Annotated in this window: 20 protein-coding genes; 17 read left to right on the top strand and 3 right to left on the bottom strand. The window is 65.8% G+C overall.

Translation table 11 applies throughout. The features are described from left to right. Positions 1-57: 57 nt before the first annotated feature. Complete coding sequence (locus VMF11_16355; GenBank protein HTU71877.1) at positions 58-423, bottom strand: hypothetical protein; 366 nt, start codon at positions 421-423, stop codon at positions 58-60. Positions 424-499: 76 nt separating this feature from the next. Here VMF11_16355 and fabF point away from each other — a divergent pair, with 76 nt between their 5' ends. The 5 genes from fabF (at position 500) to VMF11_16330 (ending at position 8,076) form a co-directional block, all read left to right on the top strand. Continuing rightward, entirely contained in the window at positions 500-1,744 is a 1,245-nt protein-coding gene (gene fabF / locus VMF11_16350) for a beta-ketoacyl-ACP synthase II (protein HTU71876.1), read from the top strand. 16 nt (positions 1,745-1,760) lie between these two features. After that, positions 1,761-2,456, top strand: a complete 696-nt coding sequence (rnc, locus tag VMF11_16345; protein HTU71875.1) for a ribonuclease III — start codon at positions 1,761-1,763, stop codon at positions 2,454-2,456. Between the two features lie 3 nt (positions 2,457-2,459). Continuing rightward, positions 2,460-6,029, top strand: a complete 3,570-nt coding sequence (gene smc / locus VMF11_16340) for a chromosome segregation protein SMC (GenBank protein HTU71874.1) — start codon at positions 2,460-2,462, stop codon at positions 6,027-6,029. After that, positions 6,022-7,605 carry a bifunctional phosphoribosylaminoimidazolecarboxamide formyltransferase/IMP cyclohydrolase gene (gene purH / locus VMF11_16335; GenBank protein HTU71873.1) on the top strand — a complete coding sequence of 528 codons (1,584 nt, stop codon included), beginning with the start codon at positions 6,022-6,024 and terminating at the stop codon, positions 7,603-7,605. Before smc ends, purH begins: the two co-directional genes overlap by 8 nt. Positions 7,606-7,674: 69 nt before the next feature. Further along, entirely contained in the window at positions 7,675-8,076 is a 402-nt protein-coding gene (locus VMF11_16330; GenBank protein ID HTU71872.1) for a VOC family protein, read from the top strand. On the opposite strand, the gene VMF11_16325 is transcribed toward VMF11_16330, so the two are convergent. Together VMF11_16325 and VMF11_16320 are read right to left on the bottom strand one after the other, a co-directional pair. Continuing rightward, the gene (locus VMF11_16325) at positions 8,073-9,197 is read right to left on the bottom strand and encodes a hypothetical protein (GenBank protein HTU71871.1); all 1,125 of its coding nucleotides are present in this window, start codon (positions 9,195-9,197) and stop codon (positions 8,073-8,075) included. The genes VMF11_16330 and VMF11_16325 overlap by 4 nt on opposite strands. Before the next feature lie 37 nt (positions 9,198-9,234). After that, positions 9,235-10,179, bottom strand: a complete 945-nt coding sequence (locus VMF11_16320; GenBank protein HTU71870.1) for an NAD-dependent epimerase/dehydratase family protein — start codon at positions 10,177-10,179, stop codon at positions 9,235-9,237. 65 nt (positions 10,180-10,244) lie between these two features. On the opposite strand from VMF11_16320, the gene hisS reads away from it, so the two are divergent. From hisS to aspS, 12 genes are read left to right on the top strand one after another with little or no spacing between them, the layout of a single operon-like run. Beyond that, positions 10,245-11,519: a histidine--tRNA ligase gene (gene hisS / locus VMF11_16315; GenBank protein ID HTU71869.1), complete on the top strand. Its 1,275-nt coding sequence runs from the start codon at positions 10,245-10,247 to the stop codon at positions 11,517-11,519. Then, positions 11,519-11,974: a biotin/lipoyl-containing protein gene (locus VMF11_16310; GenBank protein ID HTU71868.1), complete on the top strand. Its 456-nt coding sequence runs from the start codon at positions 11,519-11,521 to the stop codon at positions 11,972-11,974. The genes hisS and VMF11_16310 overlap by 1 nt, the downstream gene beginning before the upstream one ends. Further along, positions 11,971-12,567, top strand: coding sequence for an SIS domain-containing protein (locus tag VMF11_16305; protein ID HTU71867.1), 597 nt, complete (start codon positions 11,971-11,973; stop codon positions 12,565-12,567). The genes VMF11_16310 and VMF11_16305 overlap by 4 nt, the downstream gene beginning before the upstream one ends. A 7-nt stretch (positions 12,568-12,574) precedes the next feature. Beyond that, entirely contained in the window at positions 12,575-13,561 is a 987-nt protein-coding gene (gene rfaE1, locus VMF11_16300) for a D-glycero-beta-D-manno-heptose-7-phosphate kinase (protein ID HTU71866.1), read from the top strand. Beyond that, a complete protein-coding gene (locus tag VMF11_16295) occupies positions 13,545-14,045 on the top strand; it encodes an adenylyltransferase/cytidyltransferase family protein (GenBank protein ID HTU71865.1) in 501 nt (166 codons plus the stop codon). Before rfaE1 ends, VMF11_16295 begins: the two co-directional genes overlap by 17 nt. 11 nt (positions 14,046-14,056) lie before the next feature. Then, the gene (locus VMF11_16290) at positions 14,057-15,274 is read left to right on the top strand and encodes a hypothetical protein (GenBank protein ID HTU71864.1); all 1,218 of its coding nucleotides are present in this window, start codon (positions 14,057-14,059) and stop codon (positions 15,272-15,274) included. 15 nt (positions 15,275-15,289) lie between these two features. Then, positions 15,290-16,174: a glycosyltransferase gene (locus VMF11_16285; protein HTU71863.1), complete on the top strand. Its 885-nt coding sequence runs from the start codon at positions 15,290-15,292 to the stop codon at positions 16,172-16,174. Beyond that, entirely contained in the window at positions 16,174-17,295 is a 1,122-nt protein-coding gene (locus tag VMF11_16280) for a glycosyltransferase family 9 protein (GenBank protein HTU71862.1), read from the top strand. The genes VMF11_16285 and VMF11_16280 overlap by 1 nt, the downstream gene beginning before the upstream one ends. Further along, complete coding sequence (locus VMF11_16275) at positions 17,264-18,163, top strand: glycosyltransferase family A protein (protein ID HTU71861.1); 900 nt, start codon at positions 17,264-17,266, stop codon at positions 18,161-18,163. The genes VMF11_16280 and VMF11_16275 overlap by 32 nt, the downstream gene beginning before the upstream one ends. A gap of 10 nt (positions 18,164-18,173) precedes the next feature. Further along, a complete protein-coding gene (locus VMF11_16270) occupies positions 18,174-19,151 on the top strand; it encodes a glycosyltransferase family 9 protein (GenBank protein ID HTU71860.1) in 978 nt (325 codons plus the stop codon). Beyond that, positions 19,144-20,046: a glycosyltransferase family A protein gene (locus VMF11_16265; protein ID HTU71859.1), complete on the top strand. Its 903-nt coding sequence runs from the start codon at positions 19,144-19,146 to the stop codon at positions 20,044-20,046. Before VMF11_16270 ends, VMF11_16265 begins: the two co-directional genes overlap by 8 nt. Further along, the gene (gene aspS, locus VMF11_16260; protein ID HTU71858.1) at positions 20,039-21,808 is read left to right on the top strand and encodes an aspartate--tRNA ligase; all 1,770 of its coding nucleotides are present in this window, start codon (positions 20,039-20,041) and stop codon (positions 21,806-21,808) included. The genes VMF11_16265 and aspS overlap by 8 nt, the downstream gene beginning before the upstream one ends. The last annotated feature ends 6 nt before the right edge of the window (positions 21,809-21,814 follow it).

The raw sequence follows: 21,814 nt of genomic DNA, 5'->3' as shown, positions 1-21,814 counted from the left end.
GGCAAGGGCATTTTCCGGTGCGGGTCTTCGTTGCATCCTCGGTCACAGAGCGCGTTGCTATGCTCCCTCGGATGCGCCTCGATTCGCACCGGAAAATGCTCCTTGCGATCGGTACAGCGACTTCTTCAGAGCTTCCCTAGGCCGTCTGCTCGGGTGCGGCGAGGGGCGGCGTCCGCCGCACTGCATTCCTTTGACACCCGGTGAACCTCCGGTTCGCTTCGCATTCCCGCTCTTCGCGGTACGCTTTGCGCCCTGTGCGCAGGCATTGTAGTAGATGTACGGGCTGATCGGCTGCGCCGACGGCGTCGGCCGACCGGTCGCGCCGGCGTGCGCCGTCCAAAACGTCTGCTGCTGCGCGCCCGCGCCGGTGCTCGCGGCGGCGACGAGGGCCAGGGTTGCGAGGAGAAGAGCGGCGCGTTTCACCGTTCGAGTGTATCACGCAGGCCCTGCGCAGATTGGGGAAGGTTGACCGGGGTCGCGGCCGTAACTGTGAGGCGTTTTGGACAAACGACGTGTCGTCGTCACCGGCCTCGGCGCGGTGACTCCCCTCGGAAATACCCATGAAGAGTTCTGGAGGCGCCTGATCGCCGGAGAGTCCGGCGTGGGTCCGATCACCAGTTTCGATGCGAGCGCCTTTACCACGCGGATCGCGGCCGAGGTCAAAGACTTCAAACCCGACGAACTGATCGGGCGCAAGCTCTCGCGGCGGATGGACCCTTTCACGCAGTATGCCTTCGTCGCCGCCAAAGAGGCGATTGCCGATTCGGCGATGCCCGAGGATCAGGCGTTCAAGGACCAAGTCGGCGCGATTATCGGCAGTGGGATCGGCGGCATCCAAACCTTCTGGTTCGAGTCGGAGAAGGCTGCGCAGGTCGGCAACTGGACCAAGACCTCGCCGTTCTTCATCCCGATGCTGATGTCGAACGCGGCTCCGGCGCACGTTTCGATGCAGTACGGCTTTCGCGGACCGATCTTTGCCGCGGCGAGCGCGTGCGCGTCGGCCAACGACGCGATCGTCACCGCCTACAACGCGGTCGCGTATGGTGATGCGCTGGCAATGATCACCGGCGGATCGGAGGCCTGCATCTCTCCGCTCGCAGTCGGCGGCTTCTGTTCGATGAAGGCGATGTCGACGCGCAACGACGAGCCCACCCGAGCATCGCGTCCGTTCGATCGGGAGCGCGACGGCTTCGTGCTCGGCGAGGGTGCGGGTATTCTCGTTTTCGAGGAGTACGATCACGCGCTCGCACGCGGAGCGAAGATCTACTGCGAAGTCCTGGGCTACGGTCAGTCGGCCGACGCGTATGACCTGGTCGCGGTCGACCCGGACGGCAACGGCGTCGCGCTTGCGTTTGCGCGCGCGTTCAAGTCGGCCGGTATCGGGCCGGACGACGTCGATTACATCAACGCGCACGGAACCTCGACCCCGATCGGCGATCCAGCCGAATCGAAGGCGATCGAAAAAGCCTTCGGCGCTCATGCCCCGCAAATCGGCGTGAGCTCGACCAAGTCGATGCACGGCCACGCGCTCGGCGGGGCCGGCGGTCTCGAGGGCGTGGCGACCGTGCTGGCGGTGCAGAACGACATCATGCCGCCGACGATCAATTACGAATTTCCCGATCCCGAGTGCACGCTCGACTACGTGCCCAACATCGCGCGCAAAGCGCCGATCGAGGTCGCGCTCTCGAACTCATTCGGATTCGGCGGGCACAACAGCGTGATCGTTTTTGGAAAGGTGCGCTAAGCAGCGCACGTGCAGGATGGCCGGCGAGAATCGCAGACGGCGTCTGCGGGGGCTGCTGGCCCGCGCCGGCGTTCGCGTGGCCGGCGATCTGGCGCTGATCGAGCAGGCCTTCGTGCATGAGAGCCACGCCAAAGAGCGCGGCGCTCGGTCGAACGAACGGATGGAATTCCTCGGCGATTCGGTGCTCGGATTCATCACCGCGGGGTGGTTGTTCGAACGTTTCCCCGAGGAATCCGAGGGCCGGCTCACCGTGCGCAAGGCCGCAATCGTCAATGACGCGCAGCTTGCGCACTCGGCGCGCCGGCTCGGTTTCCCGGAGCTGCTCGAGTTGGGGACGGGGATGCGTAACGCGGGCGGAGCCGAGAACAGCTCGATTCTCGCCGATGCGTTCGAGGCGTTCGTGGCGGCGCTGGCGCTGCGGTACGGCATCGAGAAGGCTCGAACGTTCGTGATCCGCGAGCACGTCGAACAGCTCGAGCATACGCCGGAGGCCTTACTCGACCCCAAAACGCGCCTGCAGCACTACGCGCAGGAGCACCTCTCGGCAACACCCGTGTACCGCGACCGCAGCCGCGGCACACCGCAGCAGCCGCACTTCTCCTCGAGCGTGCAGGTCAAGGGAAAGACGTTGGGAACCGGCAGCGGTCCATCGAAGAAAGCTGCACAGCAAGCCGCGGCAGAAGCGGCTCTAGCCTCTCTTTTCTCGGATTAGGGAATGCATCTAAAGAAGATCAAAGCCTTCGGATTCAAGACGTTTGCCGAGGCCACGGCTCTCGATTTTGACGAGGGCATCACTGCGATCGTCGGGCCGAACGGATCGGGGAAGTCGAATCTGGTCGACGCCTTTCGCTGGGTGCTCGGCGAGACGTCGAGCCGCAGCCTGCGCTCAGGCAAACTCGAAGACGTGATCTTCGCCGGCAACGATAAGCGAAAGCCGCTCGGTCTCGCCGAGGTCTCGCTCACCTTCGACAACGCCTCGGGGCGCTTGCCGATCGAATTCAGCGAGGTCGAGATCACGCGCCGCGCGTACCGCGCCGGCGAGAGCGAATACTTCATCAACCGCAATCAAGTGCGCTTGCGCGACATCGTCGAGCTGTTGATGGGGACGGGGCTCGGGCCGGGCTCGTATTCGATCGTCTCGCAAGGCCAAATCGATTCGATTCTCACCAGCAAGCCGACCGAACGCCGCGCGCTCTTCGAAGAGACGGCCGGCATCAACAAGTTTCTCTCGCGCAAGCACGAGTCGATGCGGCGCCTCGAACAGACCGAGAACAACGCGATTCGCATCAACGACCTCATCGCCGAACTCGAGCGGCGCATGCCCGAGCTCGACGCGCAGGTGCGCCGCGCCAAGCGTTACCGTAAAGTGAGCACGCGCGTGCGCGATCTCGAGATTCTCTCGTACATTCGCGCCAGCGCGTCGCGCCGCGGCGAACGCGAAACACTGCGGGTGGAGCTCGAGAAGCAAGAGGAAATTCGCGGCGCCGCCGCCGGGAAGGTCGCGGAACTCGGCGCGAACCTGGCCGAGCTTCGCACCCGCGCCTATCAGCAAGAACTGCAACTCGAAGAAATTCGCGGACAGGCGCAGAGCAAACGCGCCGAGCTTGCGCGCATCGAAGCCGACTATGCCGCCGCGCTCGCGCGGCGCGAAGCGCTCGAAGCGCAGTCGACGCAGACGCATGAAGACGCGGCGCGCGTGCAGGCTGAGCGCGAATCGCTCGCCGCGACGATCGCGCGGCTCGAAGCGCAGCTCGCGCCGCTCGCCGCCGAGTTGGACGCCGCGCGAGAGGGCGAGTTGGCGGCGCAGACGACGCTCGCGCAAGCCCGCGCACAGCTCGATTCGATCTTCACCCAACTGCGCGAGGTCGAAGCGCACGCCTCCCAGGTCGCCGCCAAACGCGCCGAGCGTCGGGTTCAGGGCGAGAACTCGCGCGCCGAAGCCGAGCGGCTCGAGGGCGAGGCGCACGCCGCGCGCGAACTCGTCGCGCAGCGCGAACTCGCCGCCGGGACAGCCGCGCAAAAATATGCCGAGCGCGAGATGCGGCTCGCAGCGCTCGAAGCGCAATCTTCCGGCGCGCGCGATAGCACCGATCGCGCCGAAGAAACGCTGGCGCTGGCGCAAAGCCACCTCGCCGCCGCGCTCGAGGCGCACCGCGATCAAACCGGCGAGGTCAAAGCCGCCGAATCGCGCCTGCACACGATCGAAGAACTGGAGAACTCGCTCGAAGGGCACGTGCCGGGGACGCGCGCCGTCGTCGAAGCGTGGCAGCGCGGCGAGCTGCGCGGCATCGAAGGCATCGTCTCCAACGTCATCACGACCGACGAGCGCTATGCGCGCGCGATGGACGTGGCCTTCGGTGCGCGTCTTTCGAACATCATCACGGCGACCTCGGAAGATGCCGAGCACGCGATCGAGTTTCTCAATCGCAGCGAGCAGGGACGCGCGACGTTTTTGCCGCTCGACACGCTGGGCAATCGCGACGCCAAGGCTCTGACGGCGGAACTCGAGCGCACGAGCGGCGTAATCGGCTACGCGCACACCCTGGTTCGCACGCAGCCGCAGTACGAAGGCGTGGTGCGGTTCCTGGTGGGGAACGTGCTGGTGGTCGACACGCTGCAAACGGGCATTCATCTGGTGCGCGAGCGCGGCTTGCGCGATACGATCGTGACGCTTTCCGGCGAGCAGATCGCGGGCGGCGGAGCGATCACCGGAGGGCGCTTCAAGCGCGAGCGCTCGATTCTCTCGCGCCGGGTACAGGCGCAGAGCCTGCGCGAAGCGCTCACCGGGCTGCGCGCCAAGCTCGAATCGCTCGAACGCGCTGCCGGTGAAGCGACGGGGCGCGTCGAGCGCGCGGTTGCCGCACGCGATGCCGCCCGCGAGCGCCTGACGAAGATCGAATTGCAGAGCGCGGAGCTGCGCACCGAGATGGCCTCGCTGGCGGGCGAACTCGAGCGGATGCACGATGAAGTCACGCGGGCGCGCGCGCACGTCGAGGAATCGCTCAACCGTGCGCGCGAGGCGCGCGAGCGCGAGCGCGTGCTCGAAGCGCCCGAGCCCGAAGCGATGGCGAGCGACGAAGAGCGCGCGCACTTTGAAGCCGAGCTGGCGCGCGCGCGCGCCGAAATCGCGCAGGCCGAAGACGCGCAGCTGGCTGCGAGCCGGCGCGCGGGCGATTTGCGCGAGCGCGCCGCGGCACTGGCGGCCGAGCGGGATGCTTCGCGCGGCCGTTTGGGAATGCTCGACCAAGACAGCCAGCGCGCGCGCATCGCGCGCGAAACGATGCTTTCCGAAATCGGCTCGCTGGCCGAGCAGACGCGCAGTTCGCACGCGCACCTCGAAGGGCTGCACCGCGGGGTAAGCGATCTGGACGCGAAGCTCGATACGGCGCGGCGCGAGCGCGAGAGCATGGCCAACGCGCTGCTGCAGCTCGAAGCCGATCTTCGTACGGCTGAACACGAGGAACGCGAAGCGGCCGCCGGCGGCGAGCGTCAGCGGACGCGTCTGGCCGAGATCGAGGCGGAACTCGGGATGTTGGTTTCGCAGTTCGCGCAAAACCCGGCAACCGACGAGGAATGCCGCGACGTCGAACAGCGCTACGCCGAAGAACCCGACAGCGTGCTCGACGACTTGCTGCGGTTGCGCGACGAACTCGGGCGTCTCTCGGCCAACGTGAATCTCAACGCCGAAGCCGAACGCGAAGAGCTTAGCGAGCGCGAGGCGTTTCTGCGCACGCAAATGGAGGATCTGGCCAAAGCGCGCGAGACGCTGCTGGAATCGATCAAAGAAATCGAAGCGCAGTCGCAAACGCTGTTCAACGAAACGTTCGACAAAGTGGCGAGCGCGTTCGCGCAGATGTACACCAAACTCTTCCCCGGGGCCGAGGCCAAGATGTGGCAGACCAACCCCGAGAATCTTTCCGAGACCGGCATCGAGATCGCGGTCGCGCCGCCGGGCAAGAAACAGATGCCGCTCACGGCGCTCTCCGGCGGCGAGCGCGCGATGACGGCCGCGGCGCTGATCTTCGCGCTGATCGCGGTCAAGCCGTCGCCGTTCTATCTGCTCGACGAGGTCGACGCCGCGCTCGATGACGCGAACGTGGAGAGCTTCTCCGACATGGTGCGCGAACTGGCGGGCGATTCGCAGATGATCATCGTGACGCACAACAAGAAGACGATGGAATTGGCCGACCGCATGTACGGCGTCACGATGAAGGAGCCGGGCGTGAGCACGATCATCGCGGCGACGCTCTCGAGCGAACGTCATCCGGAGCTTGCCCTTGCCTGACCGCACCAGGCCGGCGGCGCTCTTCTCTCTTTCGGACAAGAACGGATCGGTCGATCTGGCCCGCGCGCTGCATGAACGCGGGACGGTGATCTACGCGACCGGCGGCACGCGGCAATATCTGCAAAATCATGGCGTGCCGGCGCACGACGTCGGCGAGATGACCGGTTTTCCGCCGCTTTTCGACGGCCGCGTCAAAACGCTGCACCCGAAAGTCTTCGGCGCGATTCTCTACGATCGCGACGACCGGGCGCATCAAGAACAAGCCGAGAAGTACGCGATCGCGCCGCTCACGACGATCGTGGTGAATCTTTATCCGTTCGAAGCGACGGTGGCAAAACCCGGAGCGGCGCACCGCGAGGCGATCGAGCAAATCGACATCGGCGGCGTCGCGCTCTTGCGCGCGGCGGCGAAGAACTTCGATCACGTCGCGGTGCTCACGCATCCCTCGCAGTACGCGCCGTTCATCGAGGCGTTGCGTAAGGACCAAATCCCGGCGCAGATGCGGCGGGAGCTGGCGATCGCGGCCTTCGAGCGCACCGCCGAATACGACGCGGCAATCGCGCACTATCTCGCGATCGAAGGCTCGGTGCTGCCCAGTGAGCTGCCGGGCGCGCTGACCGTAACGCTGCCGCTCGCGCAGCGCTTGCGCTACGGGACCAACCCGCAGAATCGCGCCGCCTTCTACCTCGACCGTCCCGATCGTTTGCCCGAACAGCTGCACGGCAAGGCGCTCTCGTACAACAATCTGCTCGATCTGGACGCCACCCTGCGCATGCTTTCGCGCGCGCCGATGGGCGCGGAATTCGGCAGCGAGCACGAACGTTTCGTGCGGGCGGCGGTCGTGAAGCACACGGTGCCGTGCGGCGTGGCGCAGCGTTCGAGCGTCGGCAAGGCCGTGCAGGATGCACTCGAGGCCGATCCGGTCTCGGCCTACGGCGGGATCATTGCGACCGACGCACCGATCGATCTTGAAGCGGCGCAATCGCTGACGAAATTCTTTCTCGAGATCGTGGCTGCACCGGGCTTCGATCGCGACGCGCTCGAGCTGCTGGCGAGCACCAAGAAATTGCGCGATCTGCGCATCATGCGTTTTCGATCCTCGCTTCCGGACGAGTTGGCGCGCGAGCTGCGCGTGCGCAGCGCGCTCGGCGGCGTGCTCGCTGAAGACGACAATCCGAGCGCGCCGGCCGAACACTGGCGCGTCGTCTCGAAACATCAACCGAGCGCGCAAGAATGGCACGACCTCGCCTTTGCCTGGGACGTCGTGCGCCACGTGAAATCGAACGGGATCGTGATCGCTCAGGGCGGCACGACGCGCGGCATTTGCGCCGGCCAAACCAATCGCGTGAGCGCGGTAGAGATTGCAGCGCATCGCGCCGGCGAGGCGGCTCGCGGCGCGGCCTGCGCAAGCGACGGGTTCTTTCCGTTCGCCGACGGCCTCGAAGCGGCGGCGGCGAGCGGTTGCACGGCGATCATCGCGCCGGGCGGTTCGATCCGCGACGAGCAAGTCATTGCCGCGGCCGATCGCCTCGGGGTATCGCTGGTCTTCTCGTCGTACCGGTATTTCTTGCACTAGACTTTACCGGCCAAAGCTGAAGCTTTGTCCGTTAAAGTCGCGCGGCTTCGCTCGCGCTATACTCTAGCAATGCCACGATTTTTGCATACGTCGATCTTCGTCAACGACATGGACGAATCGATCGATTTTTACACCAACAAGCTCGGGCTCGAACTCCTCGACGGGCCGTTCCACTATCCCGGCAACGCCGACATGGCGTTCGTCGGCTCGGATTGGAACGCGTACATCGAGCTGGTCTACGATCTCGAAGAACATCCGCCGTACGCGATCGGAAACCGGTACGAGCACCTGGCGATCGAAGCCGACGGCGAACTCGAACCGTACATCAAAAAACTGCGCGAGCAGGGCGTTAAGATTCTCAAAGACGTCTACAAATCGCCGAGCGGGACGCGCGCGATCGCGTTCATCGAAGATCCGAACGGCATCCCGGTCGAGGTGCTCGAGAAGCGCAAAGCCGCCGTGCTCTCTTAACGATAGACGAACGGATCTGACGGCGGCGGTACCGGCGCCAGATGCTCGACGCGCAGACGAAGCATACCGTCGTGCGATTCGAGTGCGCCGCTCGCGTGTAGCCAGCGCCCGTTGAAACGTGCGACGTTGCGATCGAGCGCGAGCGCAACGGGCGCGGCGTCGGCGCGGCAGCAGACGATCGCGTAACGCACCAGGGCCGATACCGTGCGTGAGCTCACGGCAACACCGGTGAAGTCGACGTGTTCGCCCGGAAACGCATCGGCGAGCGTGGTTTCCGTGGCGCGATACACCGGCGCGGGCGCGCCGGCGACGGCCACGGCGAGCAGGAGGGCCGGTAGCAGGCGAAACGACGCGCTCGGTTTTGCGCGTTCGCGCCAGGCGGCGTACAAGCAGAACAGCGCGCACAGCGCGAGCGGAACCGCGAGGCGCGGGTGTACCAGCGAGGCGCCGCCGCGCCCGGCAACGAGGGCGCAGACCAGCGCCAGGAGCACGTAGGCCCACCGATCGCGCGCCGCGCCGTGCGCTCGCGGCGAGCGCAGCGCGTAGACGTCGAGGATCCCAGCGGTGCACAGCACGCCTGCGGCCGCGAGCGGCTCCGGCGCACGCAGCGATGCCGCCAACGCGATACCGCCGAGTGCGCATGGCGAAACGATCGCGCCGAGCAGCGCACCCGCCGTAAATAGCGCAACGGGCGGCAGCACGCGCAGCGGGAGCATCGGAACAAACGCCGCTGCCGCTGCGGCAAGCAGTGCCGCCGGTGCCAGCCGATGCACCTCGCCGAGCAGATCGCCGCTCTCCGCGTGAGCGCATCGCCGCGCGCGCCGTGCAACGAAGCTCGCCGCAGCTACGCGCGCGAACGCCGCCGGAAGTCCGAACAGCGCCGCCGTCGCAATCGCCGCCGGAATCGAACGCGCCGACGGACCGCCGGTGCAGCCGCAGCCGAGGTAGGCCACGAGCGCATGCGCGTGCCGTCCGGAAAAGGGCGCGATTGCGGTAGCGAACGCCAAATAAGGCAGGCTTTCCAGCACGATGCCGGCCGCGCTGGCCAAAAACAGCATGAGCGTCTGCGGCGCAATCGCGGCGAGCGCGACCGCGGCGGCGACGTAGATTCCGAGGCGCATGCATGACGTTCACGCCGCGCCCCGCGTTCGTCTAGGTCTACGCGCCCTTGGTTGCGGCCAACGTTTGCGCGATCGCCTCCGGGTACGGTGTCGCACGCAGCCCGGGGAGCAATTCGCGCAGCGCGCGATCGTCGAGGATGACCGGATCGCTCTGTAGGTAGTTCATCTCGACCAGCTCGCGCATGATCGGATCGAAGAGCCCGAGCACGCGCAGCATCGTCTTGTTTGCGACCATGAGCTTCGGTTCGCCGCGTCCGGCCGTTTCGAATACCATGCGCGCAAACGCGCGCGTCGTGATCGTGCCCGAGCCGGCGAAGTGCCACGCGCGTCCATACGCACGGTCCTCGCGCGCCAGCGCGACGACGAGCGGACCGAGATCGGGAACGTAGACAAATTGGTGCGGCGTGTCGATCGGTCCGATCACGGTCGCCCGGCGGTTCTGCAGCGCGGCGGGGAAGACGTCGTAGACGAGGCTCCTCGTAAGGGCGGGCCCGAAGAAATCAGGAACTCGAAGGACCGTTCCCGCGATCCGGCCCGCCGCGTGCGCTCTCAGAACGAGGTCCTCTTGCGCCATGCGCATCTTGCCCTTGAACGTGTGCGGATCGCGCGGATGCGACTCGTCCACCGGCCGCGTTTGCGGCCGGCCCAAAGCGTAGACCGTACCGAGCAAGAGCATTCGCCGGACGCCCGCGGCGATTGCGCCGTCGAGCGTCGATTGCATCAGGCGCGGGTGCAGCTCGAAATGATTGTAGGGAACGCCGACGAGGTAGACGATCGTATCGATGCCGGCCGCAGCTGCCTGCACCGACGCCGGATCCTCCGGATTCCAGGTGGCGATCTCGGCGTGGCCGTTGCCGAACTGTGCCTCCAGCGAAGGGCGGTCGCGGCCGACCACGCGATACGGGAGACCGGCTGCGTCCAGCGCCTGAGCAATGACCGTGCCGGACGCCCCCGTCGCGCCGAAAAGTGCGAAGCTGCTCATATGTTCGTCCTAACCGTGCGCGCGCGAAAATGTTTCGTCCCCGGTGTCGCGAACTCGGGGAGGCCATGCCGTCGAAAATCACCGCACCTCGCGGCACACAAGATATCCTCCCGCCGGCTTCGCGCGCGTGGCTCGAGCTCGAATCCCGGATTCATCAGTTGGCGCAGCGGTACGGCTACACCGAGATTCGCACGCCGATGTTCGAAGCGACCGACCTCTTCGTGCGCGGCGTCGGCGAGACGACCGACATCGTCGAGAAAGAGATGTACACGTTCACCGACAAGGGCGAGCGCAGCATGACGCTGCGCCCGGAGTGGACCGCACCGGTGATGCGCGCCGCGCTCGAACACAATCTCTTCGCGCAAGGACCGCAGCGGCTCTATTACGTCGGGCCGATCTTTCGCTACGAGCGCCCGCAGAAAGGACGCTACCGGCAGGCCCATCAATTCGGCGTCGAATGCACCGGCTACGCCGGATCCGAGGCCGACTTCGAAGTGATCGCGCTCGCTTGGGAACTTGTGCGCGACTACGCGATCACCGATGCAAAGCTGCGGATCAATTCGATCGGCGACGACGTCTGCCGTCCGCGCTACCGCGAGGCGCTGCTCGCGCACTTCGGCCCGCATCGCAGCGAACTCTCGCCCGACTCGCAGCGGCGGCTCGAGCGCAATCCATTGCGCGTGCTCGACAGCAAAGACGAACGCGATCTCGCCTTCGTGCGCTCCGCGCCGACGTTCGAATCCGTGCTGTGCGATGCGTGCCGCGAACACTTCGATGCCTTGCGCGGCTATCTCGATGCCGCGCAGATTCCGTACGCTGTCGATTCCTCGATCGTGCGCGGCCTCGACTACTACACCCGCACGGTGTTCGAGATCACCTCGAGCGCGCTCGGCGCGCAGTCGACGGTCTGCGGCGGCGGCCGCTACGACGGCCTCGTGCGTTCGCTCGGCGGGCCGGATGTGCCGGCGGTGGGATTCGCGCTCGGGCTCGAGCGCTTTTTGATGCTGCTCGAAGCGGTGCACGGGGAGCGAATGTTGCCGCGCCGCGGCGTGCAGGCGATTGCCCTTGGCGCGCAAGCGCGTGCCATGCTGGTGCCGTTGGTCGACCTGCTGCGCCGCGAGATCGACGCACCGGTTTTCATGGACTACGAAGACCGAAAATTACTGGCGCATCTGAAATTGGCGGATCGCAACAACGCGCGTTTCGCCTTGATACTGGGAAGCGACGAGCTCACCGCCGGCGAGCTGGTGCTGCGCGATCTCGAAGCGCGCGATGACCGCCGGGTGCCGCTCGGCCGCGCGGCAGACGTTGCGGCGGCGCTTGGCGAAGGGGCGAGGTAATGGCATACGAGGACGAATCCGAGACGATACGCTCGCTGCTCGACATCATGCACGAACACGATCTCGATCGGATCAAGGTCAAGGTCGGCGATGCGATCTACGAATTGGTCCGCCGCGAGGCGGGGACCGGAATCGTTGCCCCGATCGTGAGCCCGGCGACGCCTGCGGCGGCGCCGTACCCGGTCGAGGGCAGCGGCGCACCGGCCGCGCCGGCGAACGCCAAGCGCGTCACCGCACCCTTGACCGGCGTGTTCTACCGCTCGTCCTCTCCCGACGCGGAACCGTTCGTGGAAATCGGCGATCGCATCGAGACCGGGTCCGTGCTGTGCATACTGGAAGCGATGAAGCTGTTCAACGAGATCCAAAGCGATTACAGCGGGACGGTCGCGCGGATCATTCCCGAGAACGGTGAGCTCGTTTCGCAAGGCGACGAGTTGTTCTGGATCGTTCCGTGAACACCGATTACAAAGCGCAGCGCGATTTCGGCGCGCTGCTCGAAGACCGCGCAGTGCTGCGCGAGCTGACCGGCTACCGCAAGGACGTCGAAGCGATCGTCGACGCGATCGTCGCCGCGCTGCGCGCGGGAAAACGCATCTACTGGTGCGGCAACGGCGGCAGCGCTGCCGAAGCGCAGCACATGGCGGCGGAACTCTCGGGGCGGTATCTGCGCGAACGTCCCGGTCTCAACAGCGAGGCGCTCTCGGTCAACACCTCGACGCTCACCTGCGTCGGCAACGACTACGGCTACGACTACGTCTTCGCGCGACAGGTCGAAGCGTTCGTCCAGCCGGGCGACGTGTTGATCGGCATGACCACGAGCGGCACATCGCGCAACATCGTGCTCGCGTTGCAGGCGGCGAAGAAGAAGGGCGCGACGACGGTCGCCTTCACCGGCAACGGCGGCGGCAGTGTGATGGCGCACAGCGATCTCGCACTCATCGGTCCCGACGGCTATGCGGCGATCGTCCAAGAGGTGCACCAAGTGATGGCGCACATCGTTTGCGATCTGGTGGAACAGCGGTTGATCTTCGAGGATCACATCGCATGAGGGGCTCGTGAGCGCGACCCTGCTCACGCGCGATGCGCGCGCGCTCGTCGAGCACATGCGCGGACGAAAGATTCTCGTCGTCGGCGATTTGATGATCGATGAGTGGATCTGGGGAACGGTGTCGCGCATCTCTCCGGAAGCGCCGGTTCCGGTGGTCGCAGTGACCGATCATTCGTTTACGCTCGGCGGCGCCGGCAACGTGGCGAACAACCTCGTTTCGCTCGGCGCGAAGGTCGAGTTCGTCGGAACGGTCGGCGAAGACGCGTTTGCCGCCGACGTGCGCCGCATGCTGCGCGAGGAAACGGTCGACGACCGCGGCGTCTTTTCAGTCGGCGACCGGCCCACGACGCGCAAAACGCGCATCGTGGCGCACAACCAACAAGTCGTGCGTGCCGACTGGGAAGATCCGGCGCCGCTGAGCGCGAGCGATCGCGCACGCGTCGTCGCGCACGTTCGCGAACGCGCCGCTGCCGCCGATGCTGTCATCCTCAGCGACTATGCCAAAGGCTTGCTCAACGTCGAGGTCGTCGACGCGGCGCGTGCATGCCCGCTCGTACTCGCCGATCCCAAGCCGCAGAACCTCAAGCTGTTCAGCGGCGTCACCTGCGTCGCACCCAACGCCGCCGAGGCGGCTGCGGCGAGCGGTATCGCGATCGTCGGCGACGCTTCGCTCGAGCGTGCCGGCGCGTATTTGCTCGGTGAGTTGCGCTGCCGCTACGTCGTGATCACGCGCGGCGAGCACGGCATGTCGCTCTTCGGCGCAGAAGGCGAGCGCCTCACCATTCCCTCGGTCGCACGCAAGGTCTTCGACGTTTCCGGTGCGGGTGATACGGTCATCGCGGTACTTTCGCTCGCGCTCGCCGGCGGCGCCGGCATCGAGAGCGCAATGCAGCTTGCCAACTTCGCCGCCGGCGCGGTGGTCGAAAAACTCGGCACCGCGACGGCGAGCGGCGATGAGATTCTCGCGCTGATCGAGCATGGCCACGCCTCCTGAATTCTTCGCGTCGCTTCTCGACGTACGAGCGGCCGCGGCATGGCGCGAACGGCAGCGCGCTCGCGATCGCCGCGTCGTCTTCACCAACGGCGTCTTCGATGTGCTGCATGCCGGCCACGTGGAATATCTCGCCTGGGCCCGCGCGCAGGGCGACGCGCTGATCGTCGGGATCAACAGCGATGCGTCGGTCCGTGCGATCAAGGGCGAGCGCCGGCCGATCGTGCCCTTCGCCGACCGTGCGCGACTCGTCTGCGGACTGCGCAGCGTCGATGTGGCGGTCGAATTCGGCGAGACGACGCCCGAGGCGCTGCTCGAAGCGATTCGACCCGACGTGCACGTCAAAAGCGCGCAGTATAGCGAGCAAGACTTGCCCGAGCGAGGGGTCGTGCTGGCGCACGGCGGGGAGATTCGCTTGGCGCCGCACCTGAGCGGGCGCAGCACTACCGACATCATCGGCGAGATCGTCGCGCGCTACGGGAACTGACGGCTCGTCGCATGCGAATCGCGTTCACCGCGAACGGTCCGGGTGAGGTTGCCGGCTGGTTTCGTCCGCTCGTACGCAGACTCTACGAACGCGATCTCGATCTCGACGTGCATCTCTTCTGCGTTCCAGACGACTACGCGACCGGGTACGAGGCGCAGCACGCGCGGCGGCTCTTTCCGAGCGCGCACGTGTACGACCCGAAAACGTATCTGCGCGTCGCGCTCGGCCGCGGCACGCCCGGGCTGCCCGATCGCGTCGACGTCGTACAATACCTGGGCGGCGATCTGATGCACGCGCAGCGCCTGCACGCGCGCCTGGGCGGCGTGGCGTCGACCTACAAATTTTCCAGGCGCCGCTATCGCGAACGCTTCGCGCGCTTCTTCGCCGTCGATCCGAAGAACGTCGAGCAGCTCGAGGGATGGGGCACGCGCCCCGAGCGCATCGTCACGGTGGGGAATCTCGCGATCGACGGAGCGCTGCTCGAAGCGCAGCAGCCGGTCGAGCCGGGCGCCCCGACGGACGGCCTGCTGGTCATGCCGGGTTCACGCCGGTACGAGATCGAGAACCTCATTCCGTTTTTCTTCACGATGGCGCTGCGCATCGTGCGCGAGCGAGCGGACGTGCCGATCGCCTTCGGCCTCCCGCCGTTCACGCCGCTACCCGACGTGCGCGCCGCGATCGAGCGTGGCGGCGACCCGCGTGTCTGGGCGCAGCGCGGGCGTCTGGTCGAGGAGGGCGAGCGCGCGTTCCTCGCCAGCCGGGACGGCGCGGTTCGCTTCCCGATTCTGCGCAACGCGCTCGCAGCAGCGATGAGCGCACGGCTGGTCGTGACCATCCCGGGAACGAAGTGCATCGAACTTGCCACCCTCGGCATCCCCATGGTGGCGATCACGCCGCTCAACGCGCCGGAGTTGGTGACGTTCAACGGCCCGCTCACCTATCTCGACCGCGTTCCGCTGGTCGGTATTCCGCTCAAGCGGGCCGTCGCAGTGGGCGTTTCGCGCCGGTTCGCTTTTCACACGCAGCCGAACATGGACGCGGACGAATCGCTGATCTGCGAATTGCACGGCACGCTGACGCCCGGCCGGGTCGCGCGCGTCGCGCTCGAGCGGCTCGAGGACGCCGGCTGGCTCAGGGAGAGCGGGTCGCGTCTTGCGGCGCTCTACGCGCAGCATGTGGGGGCCGCCGACCGTATGGCCGAATCGCTCATCGATCTCGCAGTGTCATAACGCAACGTATCGATCATGCGCATATCCGTCATCATCGCCACCAAAGACCGGGCTTCGTATCTCGCGCGTGCGCTTGCGTCGCTCGAGGGGCAGATCGCTGCGCCTTCTTTCGAAGCGATCGTCGTCGACAACGGTTCGAGCGACGACACCAAGGCCGTGACGCAGCAGCAGGCCGAGCGCGGCAAGTATCCGGTGCGTTACCTGTTCGAAGCGGAACCGAACCGCGGGAAGGCACGCAATCGCGGGCTCGCGGTGGCGCAGGGCTACCTCGTGCTCTTCGTCGACGACGACGTGCAATTGCCGCCGGGCTTTCTTGCCGCGCACGAAACCGCGCACTCGACCGGCAATTTGGTCGTGAACGGGCCGATCATCAACGTGTCCTCCTACGAGGCGCGGCCGCGGCCGGTGCTTGGAAATTATTCGGGCGCCTTCCTTTGTACGTGCAACGTTTCCGTACCCAAGCACGCGATCGAGGCCGTCGGCGGGTTTGACGAAGCATTTCACCTCTACGGGTGGGAGGATACCGAACTCGGCGTGCGTCTGCGCGAAGCCGGGCTGCGCCGGCGTTTTGCGTGGGAGGCGTATCTCTGGCACATCAAGGTGCCCGGCGACAACACGCTCGAAGTCGAAACGCGCAAGGTGATGGAGCGGGCGCGGATGGCGCGGCGTTTTCTCGAGAAGCAACCGACGCCGCGAGCGCGGATGGCGACCGGGGCGCATCCGGTGAACCTCCTGCGCGCACGCTACCTTCTTCCCGATTCGCTTTTGGCGGTCTTTGCCGGCATGGCGACCAGCCCGAACGTTCCCGCGTTCGTTCGATCGCTGGCACGGGTGCAGTTTCTCGACGGCATGTACGCGCGCGAACTCGTGCGCGTGCTCGACGAGGCGGCACCGTCATAATGCGGGCGTTGCTCTATTGCGCGGGCGGCGGCATCGGCGACTCGCTCATCGCCTCGATCGTCGCGCGGGCGCTGCATCAGCGCTACGAACGGGTCGATGCCTTGACGCTGCCGGCACACCGCAGCACGCTCGAGCGCGTTCCCGATCTCGACGCGGTCTGGGTGGATGACGGCGGCGATGAAGCCGCGCTCGCAGCATCGCTGCGCGAACGCGAATACAACGCGTGCGTCGTGACCTGGGCGACGGCGCGCACCGCGCGTATACCGAAGCTGGCCAAGATTCCCATCCGTGTCGGTCAGTCGCGCCGTCTGTATTCGCGCGATTTCACCAGACGCGTGCTCGTGCGCAGCGAAGACGGAAACGTCACCTCGCATTGGTCCGACATCTTGCTCGACTACGCTCGCGCACTCCAGTGCGATACGGCCGATCGTATCCCGCGCTTCGTTCCGACCGCCGCCGACGAAGCGGAAGCTTCCCTTGTCATCCCGAGCGTCGTGAGCGAAGCAAACGGAGTCGAGGGACCGTACATCATCCTCCATCCGACGAACGCGATTGCTTCGCAACGCGGCAACTGGCCGGTGCGGAGCTGGGCCGCGCTCGCGCGTGCGCTCGCGGACCGTTATCAAGCGGCAGTGCTGCTCAGCGGGGCTGCGAGCGACGAGGCCATAAATGCGGCGATCCTTCGACAAGCTCAGGATGACAGGGTTAGAGCTCAGGATGACAGGGTTAGAGCTCAGGACGAGCGGGTTAACGCTCAGGATGACAGGGTTTTCAACGTCGCGGGGAGGCTCGGCATCGGAGCGTTCGGGGCGCTCGCGCGGCGCGCCCGCGCCTTCGTCGGCATCACGACCGGCACGATGCACGTCGCGGCCGCGGTCGGCGCGCCGACGATCGGCATCTTTCCATTTCAGAGCGATTTCCCCGAGCGCTGGGCGCCGCTCGGTCCGCAAACGGCCCTCGTCCGCCCGGACTATCCGTGTCACCCGGGCGATACGAAAGAAAAGTGCCGCGATTACGCCTGCATCGCGAACCTCGACGTGGATCGGATCCTGGCCTCGGCCGACTCGCTGATTGGAGGTGGGCTTCTTCGTGCGCGCCACGATTCAACTGTGCACCTATAACCGCGCGCCTCTGCTCGCGCGCGTGCTCGACGCGTGCTTCGAGCAGACGTTCGACGCCGGCGCGTACGAGGTCGTGCTGGTAAACGACGGCTCGACCGACCGGACGAGCGAGGTCATCGCGCAGGCGCGCGAACGAGCGGTTTGCCGCTTCGAAGTCATCGATCAGCCGAACAGCGGCCTCGCGCACGGCCGCAATGCGGGCATTGCCCGCGCGAGCGGCGAGCGCATCATCTTCATCGACGACGACGTCCTTCCGCTGCCGAACTTTGTCGAAGAGCACTTGCGCTCGCACGCGCGAACGCCGAAGGCAATCGTCCGGGGCGGCGCGATCAACGTCGAGAGTTTCGACGAGCTGCCGCCGCCGCTTTGGAACATCCGCCATTATAGCGGCAACTATTTTTGGACGACCAACGTCTCGTTGCCGCTCGCCGCGATCCGCGACATCGGCGGCTTTAACGAATCGTTTTCCGAGTACGGTTGGGAGGATATCGACGTCGGCTTGCGTCTGCGGTTCGCCGGCGTGCGCGCGGTTTTCAATCAGCGAGCGCTCGTCTACCACTACAAGCCTCGTGCGCGCAGCGGCAATGTCGAGAAGATGATCGCTCAGGCGCGCGCGCAGGCGCGTACTGCCGTTCAGCTCGCGCAGCTGCACCCGCACTGGCGCACGTATTTGTCGACCGGCATCAATCCCGTCCAGCGCACGTGGGGACGACTGCGCGGCGGGCCGCAGCTGCAACGCAAACTCCGCCGGAGGCTGGGAGATCTCGGAACCGACCGCGCACTCTCGGGCGTGGAACTGCGCGCTGCGCGCGCGCTCACGAACGCGGCGTACTTCGACGAGCTGGAGAAAACGCTGCGCGGTCAGTGACGAGCGGTCGATGAAAATTCTGCTGAGCCGTACCGATCGGATCGGCGATCTCATCCTCTCGACGCCGGCAATCGCGAGCGTGCGGGCGTCGTTTCCCGACGCGCACATCACGATGGTCACGAGCGCCTACAATCGGGTGGTGATGGAGCGCAGCAACGACGTCGACGAACTGGTCGATCTACCGCGAGAGATCCGTGCGGCAACCTTTGGAGCGCGATTTCGGGGCTACGATATCGCGATCGCGCTCGCGCCGCGTTCGACCGACATCCGGCTGGTCGGAGCGAGCAGGGCACGGCTGCGGGTGGGCTACACCTACGTGCGGCGTTGGGTCGCTCGTTTGACCGCGCGGCTCGATCTCAATCGCGTCATGATCAGCCCCGCCGATCCGGAATTGTGCGAACGTCAACCCGAACGGGTGGTGCCGCATGAGGTCGACCAGCTGCTGGACCTGGTCGCACTGGCGGGCGCGCGCGTGCGCGTCACCGACCTGCGGCTGACGCTGACCGACGAAGACCGCCGGGCCACCTCTGCGCTGCCGCGCGATCCGATCGTCCTCCACCTGGGGCAGCGATGGTTCAGCCAGGGCAGTACGCTCGCCGGCACGCGGCATCTCGCCGCCGAGCTGCGCGAACTCGGTGCGCCGCTCGTCATCAGCACCGCAGCCGAGACCGAATCGTTCGCGCCGGCCTTCGAGGCGCAGGGCCACACCGTTGTGCGTTCGCTTCCGTTTCATCAATGGGCGGCGCTTTTCGAGCGCGCGCGTTGCATCGTGACCGTCGACACCGGTGCGACTCATGTCGCAAGTGCCGTGCGCAGGCCAACGCTGGTGGCTTTCGAACACCGCTACTTCCGGCTCAACTCGCAAGAGTGGGCGCCGTACGACGTGCCGAGTGTGCTGGTGCGCAAGCCGGGGTCCGAGAACGAGGCCGCGCTGGCGGCGTTCCGCGCGCAAATCGTCCGCGGCGTCAAAGAATTGATCGATGCCTGAAATCTCCGTCGTCGTACCGACCTATAACCGGTTGGAGACGCTCGCTCACGTCATCCCGACGTTGCTCGCGCAGGATCTCGCGCCGAGCCGATTCGAGGTGCTCGTCTGCGATTCGAATTCGACCGATGGCACGGCGGAGTATCTGGCGGAAGTCCACGCGGAACATCCCGGCGTGCGCCATCTTCCCGGCGGATATAGCGGGCGCGCAGCGGCGCGCAACGCCGGAATCGACGCCGCGCAGGGGGAGATCGTGCTCTTCAACGACGCCGACATCCTCGCCTCGCCCGATTTACTGGCGCGGCATTTGCGCCATCACCGCGAGCGCCGCGATATCGCCGTGGTCGGGCTCGAGGTACAGGTCAAGGATCTGGCGGATTACGCCTACAAACGCGACCATCCGGCGGCGCGCGGTTCGCTGCACAAGCCGACCCGCAAGCACCTTTCGTGGCTCTACTTTCTCACCGGCAACGCCTCCGTCCGGCGGGACGACCTGGTCCGGGTTGGGCGGTTCGACGAAAGCTTCACCGGTTACGGCCACGAGGACTTGGAGCTGGGCTATCGCCTCGCGCGTGCCGGCATCGCGATCCTGTACGAACCGAACGCCGTCAACTATCATTGTCAGGACGTCCCGCACGACGATCAAAAAGAGAAAATGCGTCTGGCCGGGCGTTCGACCGTGCGGTTCTACCGCAAGCATCCGGATCTCGCGGTTCGCCTCAACTTGGGGATGACGCCGGTTTCGCTGGGATTGCACAGCGTGCTCGCGCACGTGCCGGGACTACTCGCATTTTTCGATGCGCGTTCGAACAATTCCAAATTCGCACGCGATCTCGTCCAGCAATATCATTACGTTTCCGGCGTCAAGGACGCCCTGAAGGATCAGAGTGTTGGCTAAGCGATATTCGTGCGGCGCGCTGCGCGCGAGCAACGTCGGTGAAACGGTCGAATTGAACGGCTGGGTGAATCGGCGCCGCGATCACGGCGGGCTGATCTTCGTCGATCTGCGTGATCGTGACGGCATCACGCAAATCGTGTTCGATCCGCAGCACCCCAGCTTCAAAGACGCCGAGCGCCTGCGCAGCGAGGACGTGTTGCGCGTGACCGGCGGCGTACGCAAACGCCCCACCGGTACCGAGAATCCGGCGCTGGACACCGGCGAGGTCGAAATCGGCGTCGAGTCACTCGGGATCTGGAACCGTTCGCAAGTACCGCCGTTCCAGGTCAACCTCGACGGCGGCGTCGATGAGAATCTGCGTCTGGAGTACCGCTACCTGGATCTGCGCCGTCCGCGGATGCAGCGTAACCTTCTGCTCCGGCATAAGATCGTCAAGGCAATGCGCGACTTCTTCGACTCGCGGGATTTCGTCGAGGTCGAGACGCCGATGTTCATCAAGAGCACGCCGGAAGGCGCGCGCGACTACATCGTGCCCTCGCGATTGTACCCGGGAACGTTTTACGCGTTGCCGCAATCGCCGCAGTTGCTCAAGCAGATCCTAATGATCGGAGGCCTGGGCAAGTACATGCAGATCGCGCGTTGTATGCGCGACGAGGATCCGCGCGCCGATCGGACGGTCGAGTTCACGCAGCTCGATGTCGAGATGTCGTTCATCTCTCAAGAAGACGTGATAGAAACGATGGAGTCGTGCATGCGTTACGTCTGGAAGACGTGCTTGGGCATCGAACTTGCACCGTTCCCGCGGCTCAAGCACGAGGAAGCGCTGACGCGCTTTGGGGTCGACAAACCCGATCTTCGCTTCGGCCTCGAGCTGGTGCAGGTCAACGAGGTCTTTGCCGGCACGGATTTCGTCGTCTTCAAATCGGTGATCGAGTCGGGCGGCGCGATCGTCGCGCTGCGCTATCCCGGCGGTGCGGCGCTCTCGCGCCGCGACTTCGACGGGCTGACCGAAGAAGCCAAGCAGCTGGGCGGAAAAGGCATGGTGTGGATCGCGCTCGGCGCGGACGGCGTCAAATCCTCGGCGCAAAAATTCATCACCGACGCGCACGCCGGCGCGCTGCGCGAGCTCACCGCAAGCGAGAGCGGCGATGCGATTCTCCTCTTTGCCGACGAACGAGCGCTCGCACTCGCGGTCGCCGGAAAGATGCGCAATGTGATCGGCGATCGCTGCGGCTTGCGCGACCCCAAGACGTTCACGTTCTGCTGGGTGCTCGACTTTCCGTATCTCGAAATCGACGAGGAGACGGGGCAGCCGGTCCCGGCGCACCATCCATTCACCTCGCCCGGCGAGGGGCAGTGGGCATTCCTGCATACGGATCCATTGAAGATGCGCGCGCAGCATTACGACATGGTCCTCAACGGCTTTGAGCTCGGCTCGGGCTCGATCCGCTTGCACAAGGCGGAGGAGCAGCGCGCGATCTTCGAGATGCTCGGCATGACGCCGCAGGAGATCGAGGACCGGTTCGGCTTCTTCGTCCGCGCGCTCGAGTACGGCGCGCCGCCGCACGGCGGGATGGCGCTCGGCATCGACCGAATCGTGATGCTCGCCGCCGGGGAAGAGAATCTGCGCGAGGTGATCGCTTTCCCGAAGAATCAAGCGGCCCGCGACCTGATGATGGACGCCCCGTCGCCCGTTCCTGAGGAAGTCTTGCGAGAACTTTACCTTCGAAGTGCAGCCCCCCAGCAGGCAACCGGCCAATAATCGTAC

This window comes from Candidatus Baltobacteraceae bacterium (genome assembly GCA_035502855.1).
Lineage (GTDB): Bacteria > Vulcanimicrobiota > Vulcanimicrobiia > Vulcanimicrobiales > Vulcanimicrobiaceae > Aquilonibacter.
Note: the sequence above shows the minus strand (reverse complement) of the source record. Positions and strands in the feature narration are given on the sequence as shown.

What these genes read in the sequence shown, in the direction of transcription:
- rnc (HTU71875.1), top strand. Translation starts at nt 1,761, where the DNA reads ATGGCCGGCGAGAATCGCAGACGGCGTCTGCGGGGGCTGCTGGCCCGC.
- smc (HTU71874.1), top strand. Translation starts at nt 2,460, where the DNA reads ATGCATCTAAAGAAGATCAAAGCCTTCGGATTCAAGACGTTTGCCGAG.
- VMF11_16330 (HTU71872.1), top strand. Translation starts at nt 7,675, where the DNA reads ATGCCACGATTTTTGCATACGTCGATCTTCGTCAACGACATGGACGAA.
- VMF11_16325 (HTU71871.1), bottom strand. Translation starts at nt 9,197, where the DNA reads ATGCGCCTCGGAATCTACGTCGCCGCCGCGGTCGCGCTCGCCGCGATT.
- VMF11_16320 (HTU71870.1), bottom strand. Translation starts at nt 10,179, where the DNA reads ATGAGCAGCTTCGCACTTTTCGGCGCGACGGGGGCGTCCGGCACGGTC.
- hisS (HTU71869.1), top strand. Translation starts at nt 10,245, where the DNA reads ATGCCGTCGAAAATCACCGCACCTCGCGGCACACAAGATATCCTCCCG.
- VMF11_16310 (HTU71868.1), top strand. Translation starts at nt 11,519, where the DNA reads ATGGCATACGAGGACGAATCCGAGACGATACGCTCGCTGCTCGACATC.
- VMF11_16295 (HTU71865.1), top strand. Translation starts at nt 13,545, where the DNA reads ATGGCCACGCCTCCTGAATTCTTCGCGTCGCTTCTCGACGTACGAGCG.
- VMF11_16290 (HTU71864.1), top strand. Translation starts at nt 14,057, where the DNA reads ATGCGAATCGCGTTCACCGCGAACGGTCCGGGTGAGGTTGCCGGCTGG.
- VMF11_16285 (HTU71863.1), top strand. Translation starts at nt 15,290, where the DNA reads ATGCGCATATCCGTCATCATCGCCACCAAAGACCGGGCTTCGTATCTC.
- VMF11_16280 (HTU71862.1), top strand. Translation starts at nt 16,174, where the DNA reads ATGCGGGCGTTGCTCTATTGCGCGGGCGGCGGCATCGGCGACTCGCTC.
- VMF11_16270 (HTU71860.1), top strand. Translation starts at nt 18,174, where the DNA reads ATGAAAATTCTGCTGAGCCGTACCGATCGGATCGGCGATCTCATCCTC.
- VMF11_16265 (HTU71859.1), top strand. Translation starts at nt 19,144, where the DNA reads ATGCCTGAAATCTCCGTCGTCGTACCGACCTATAACCGGTTGGAGACG.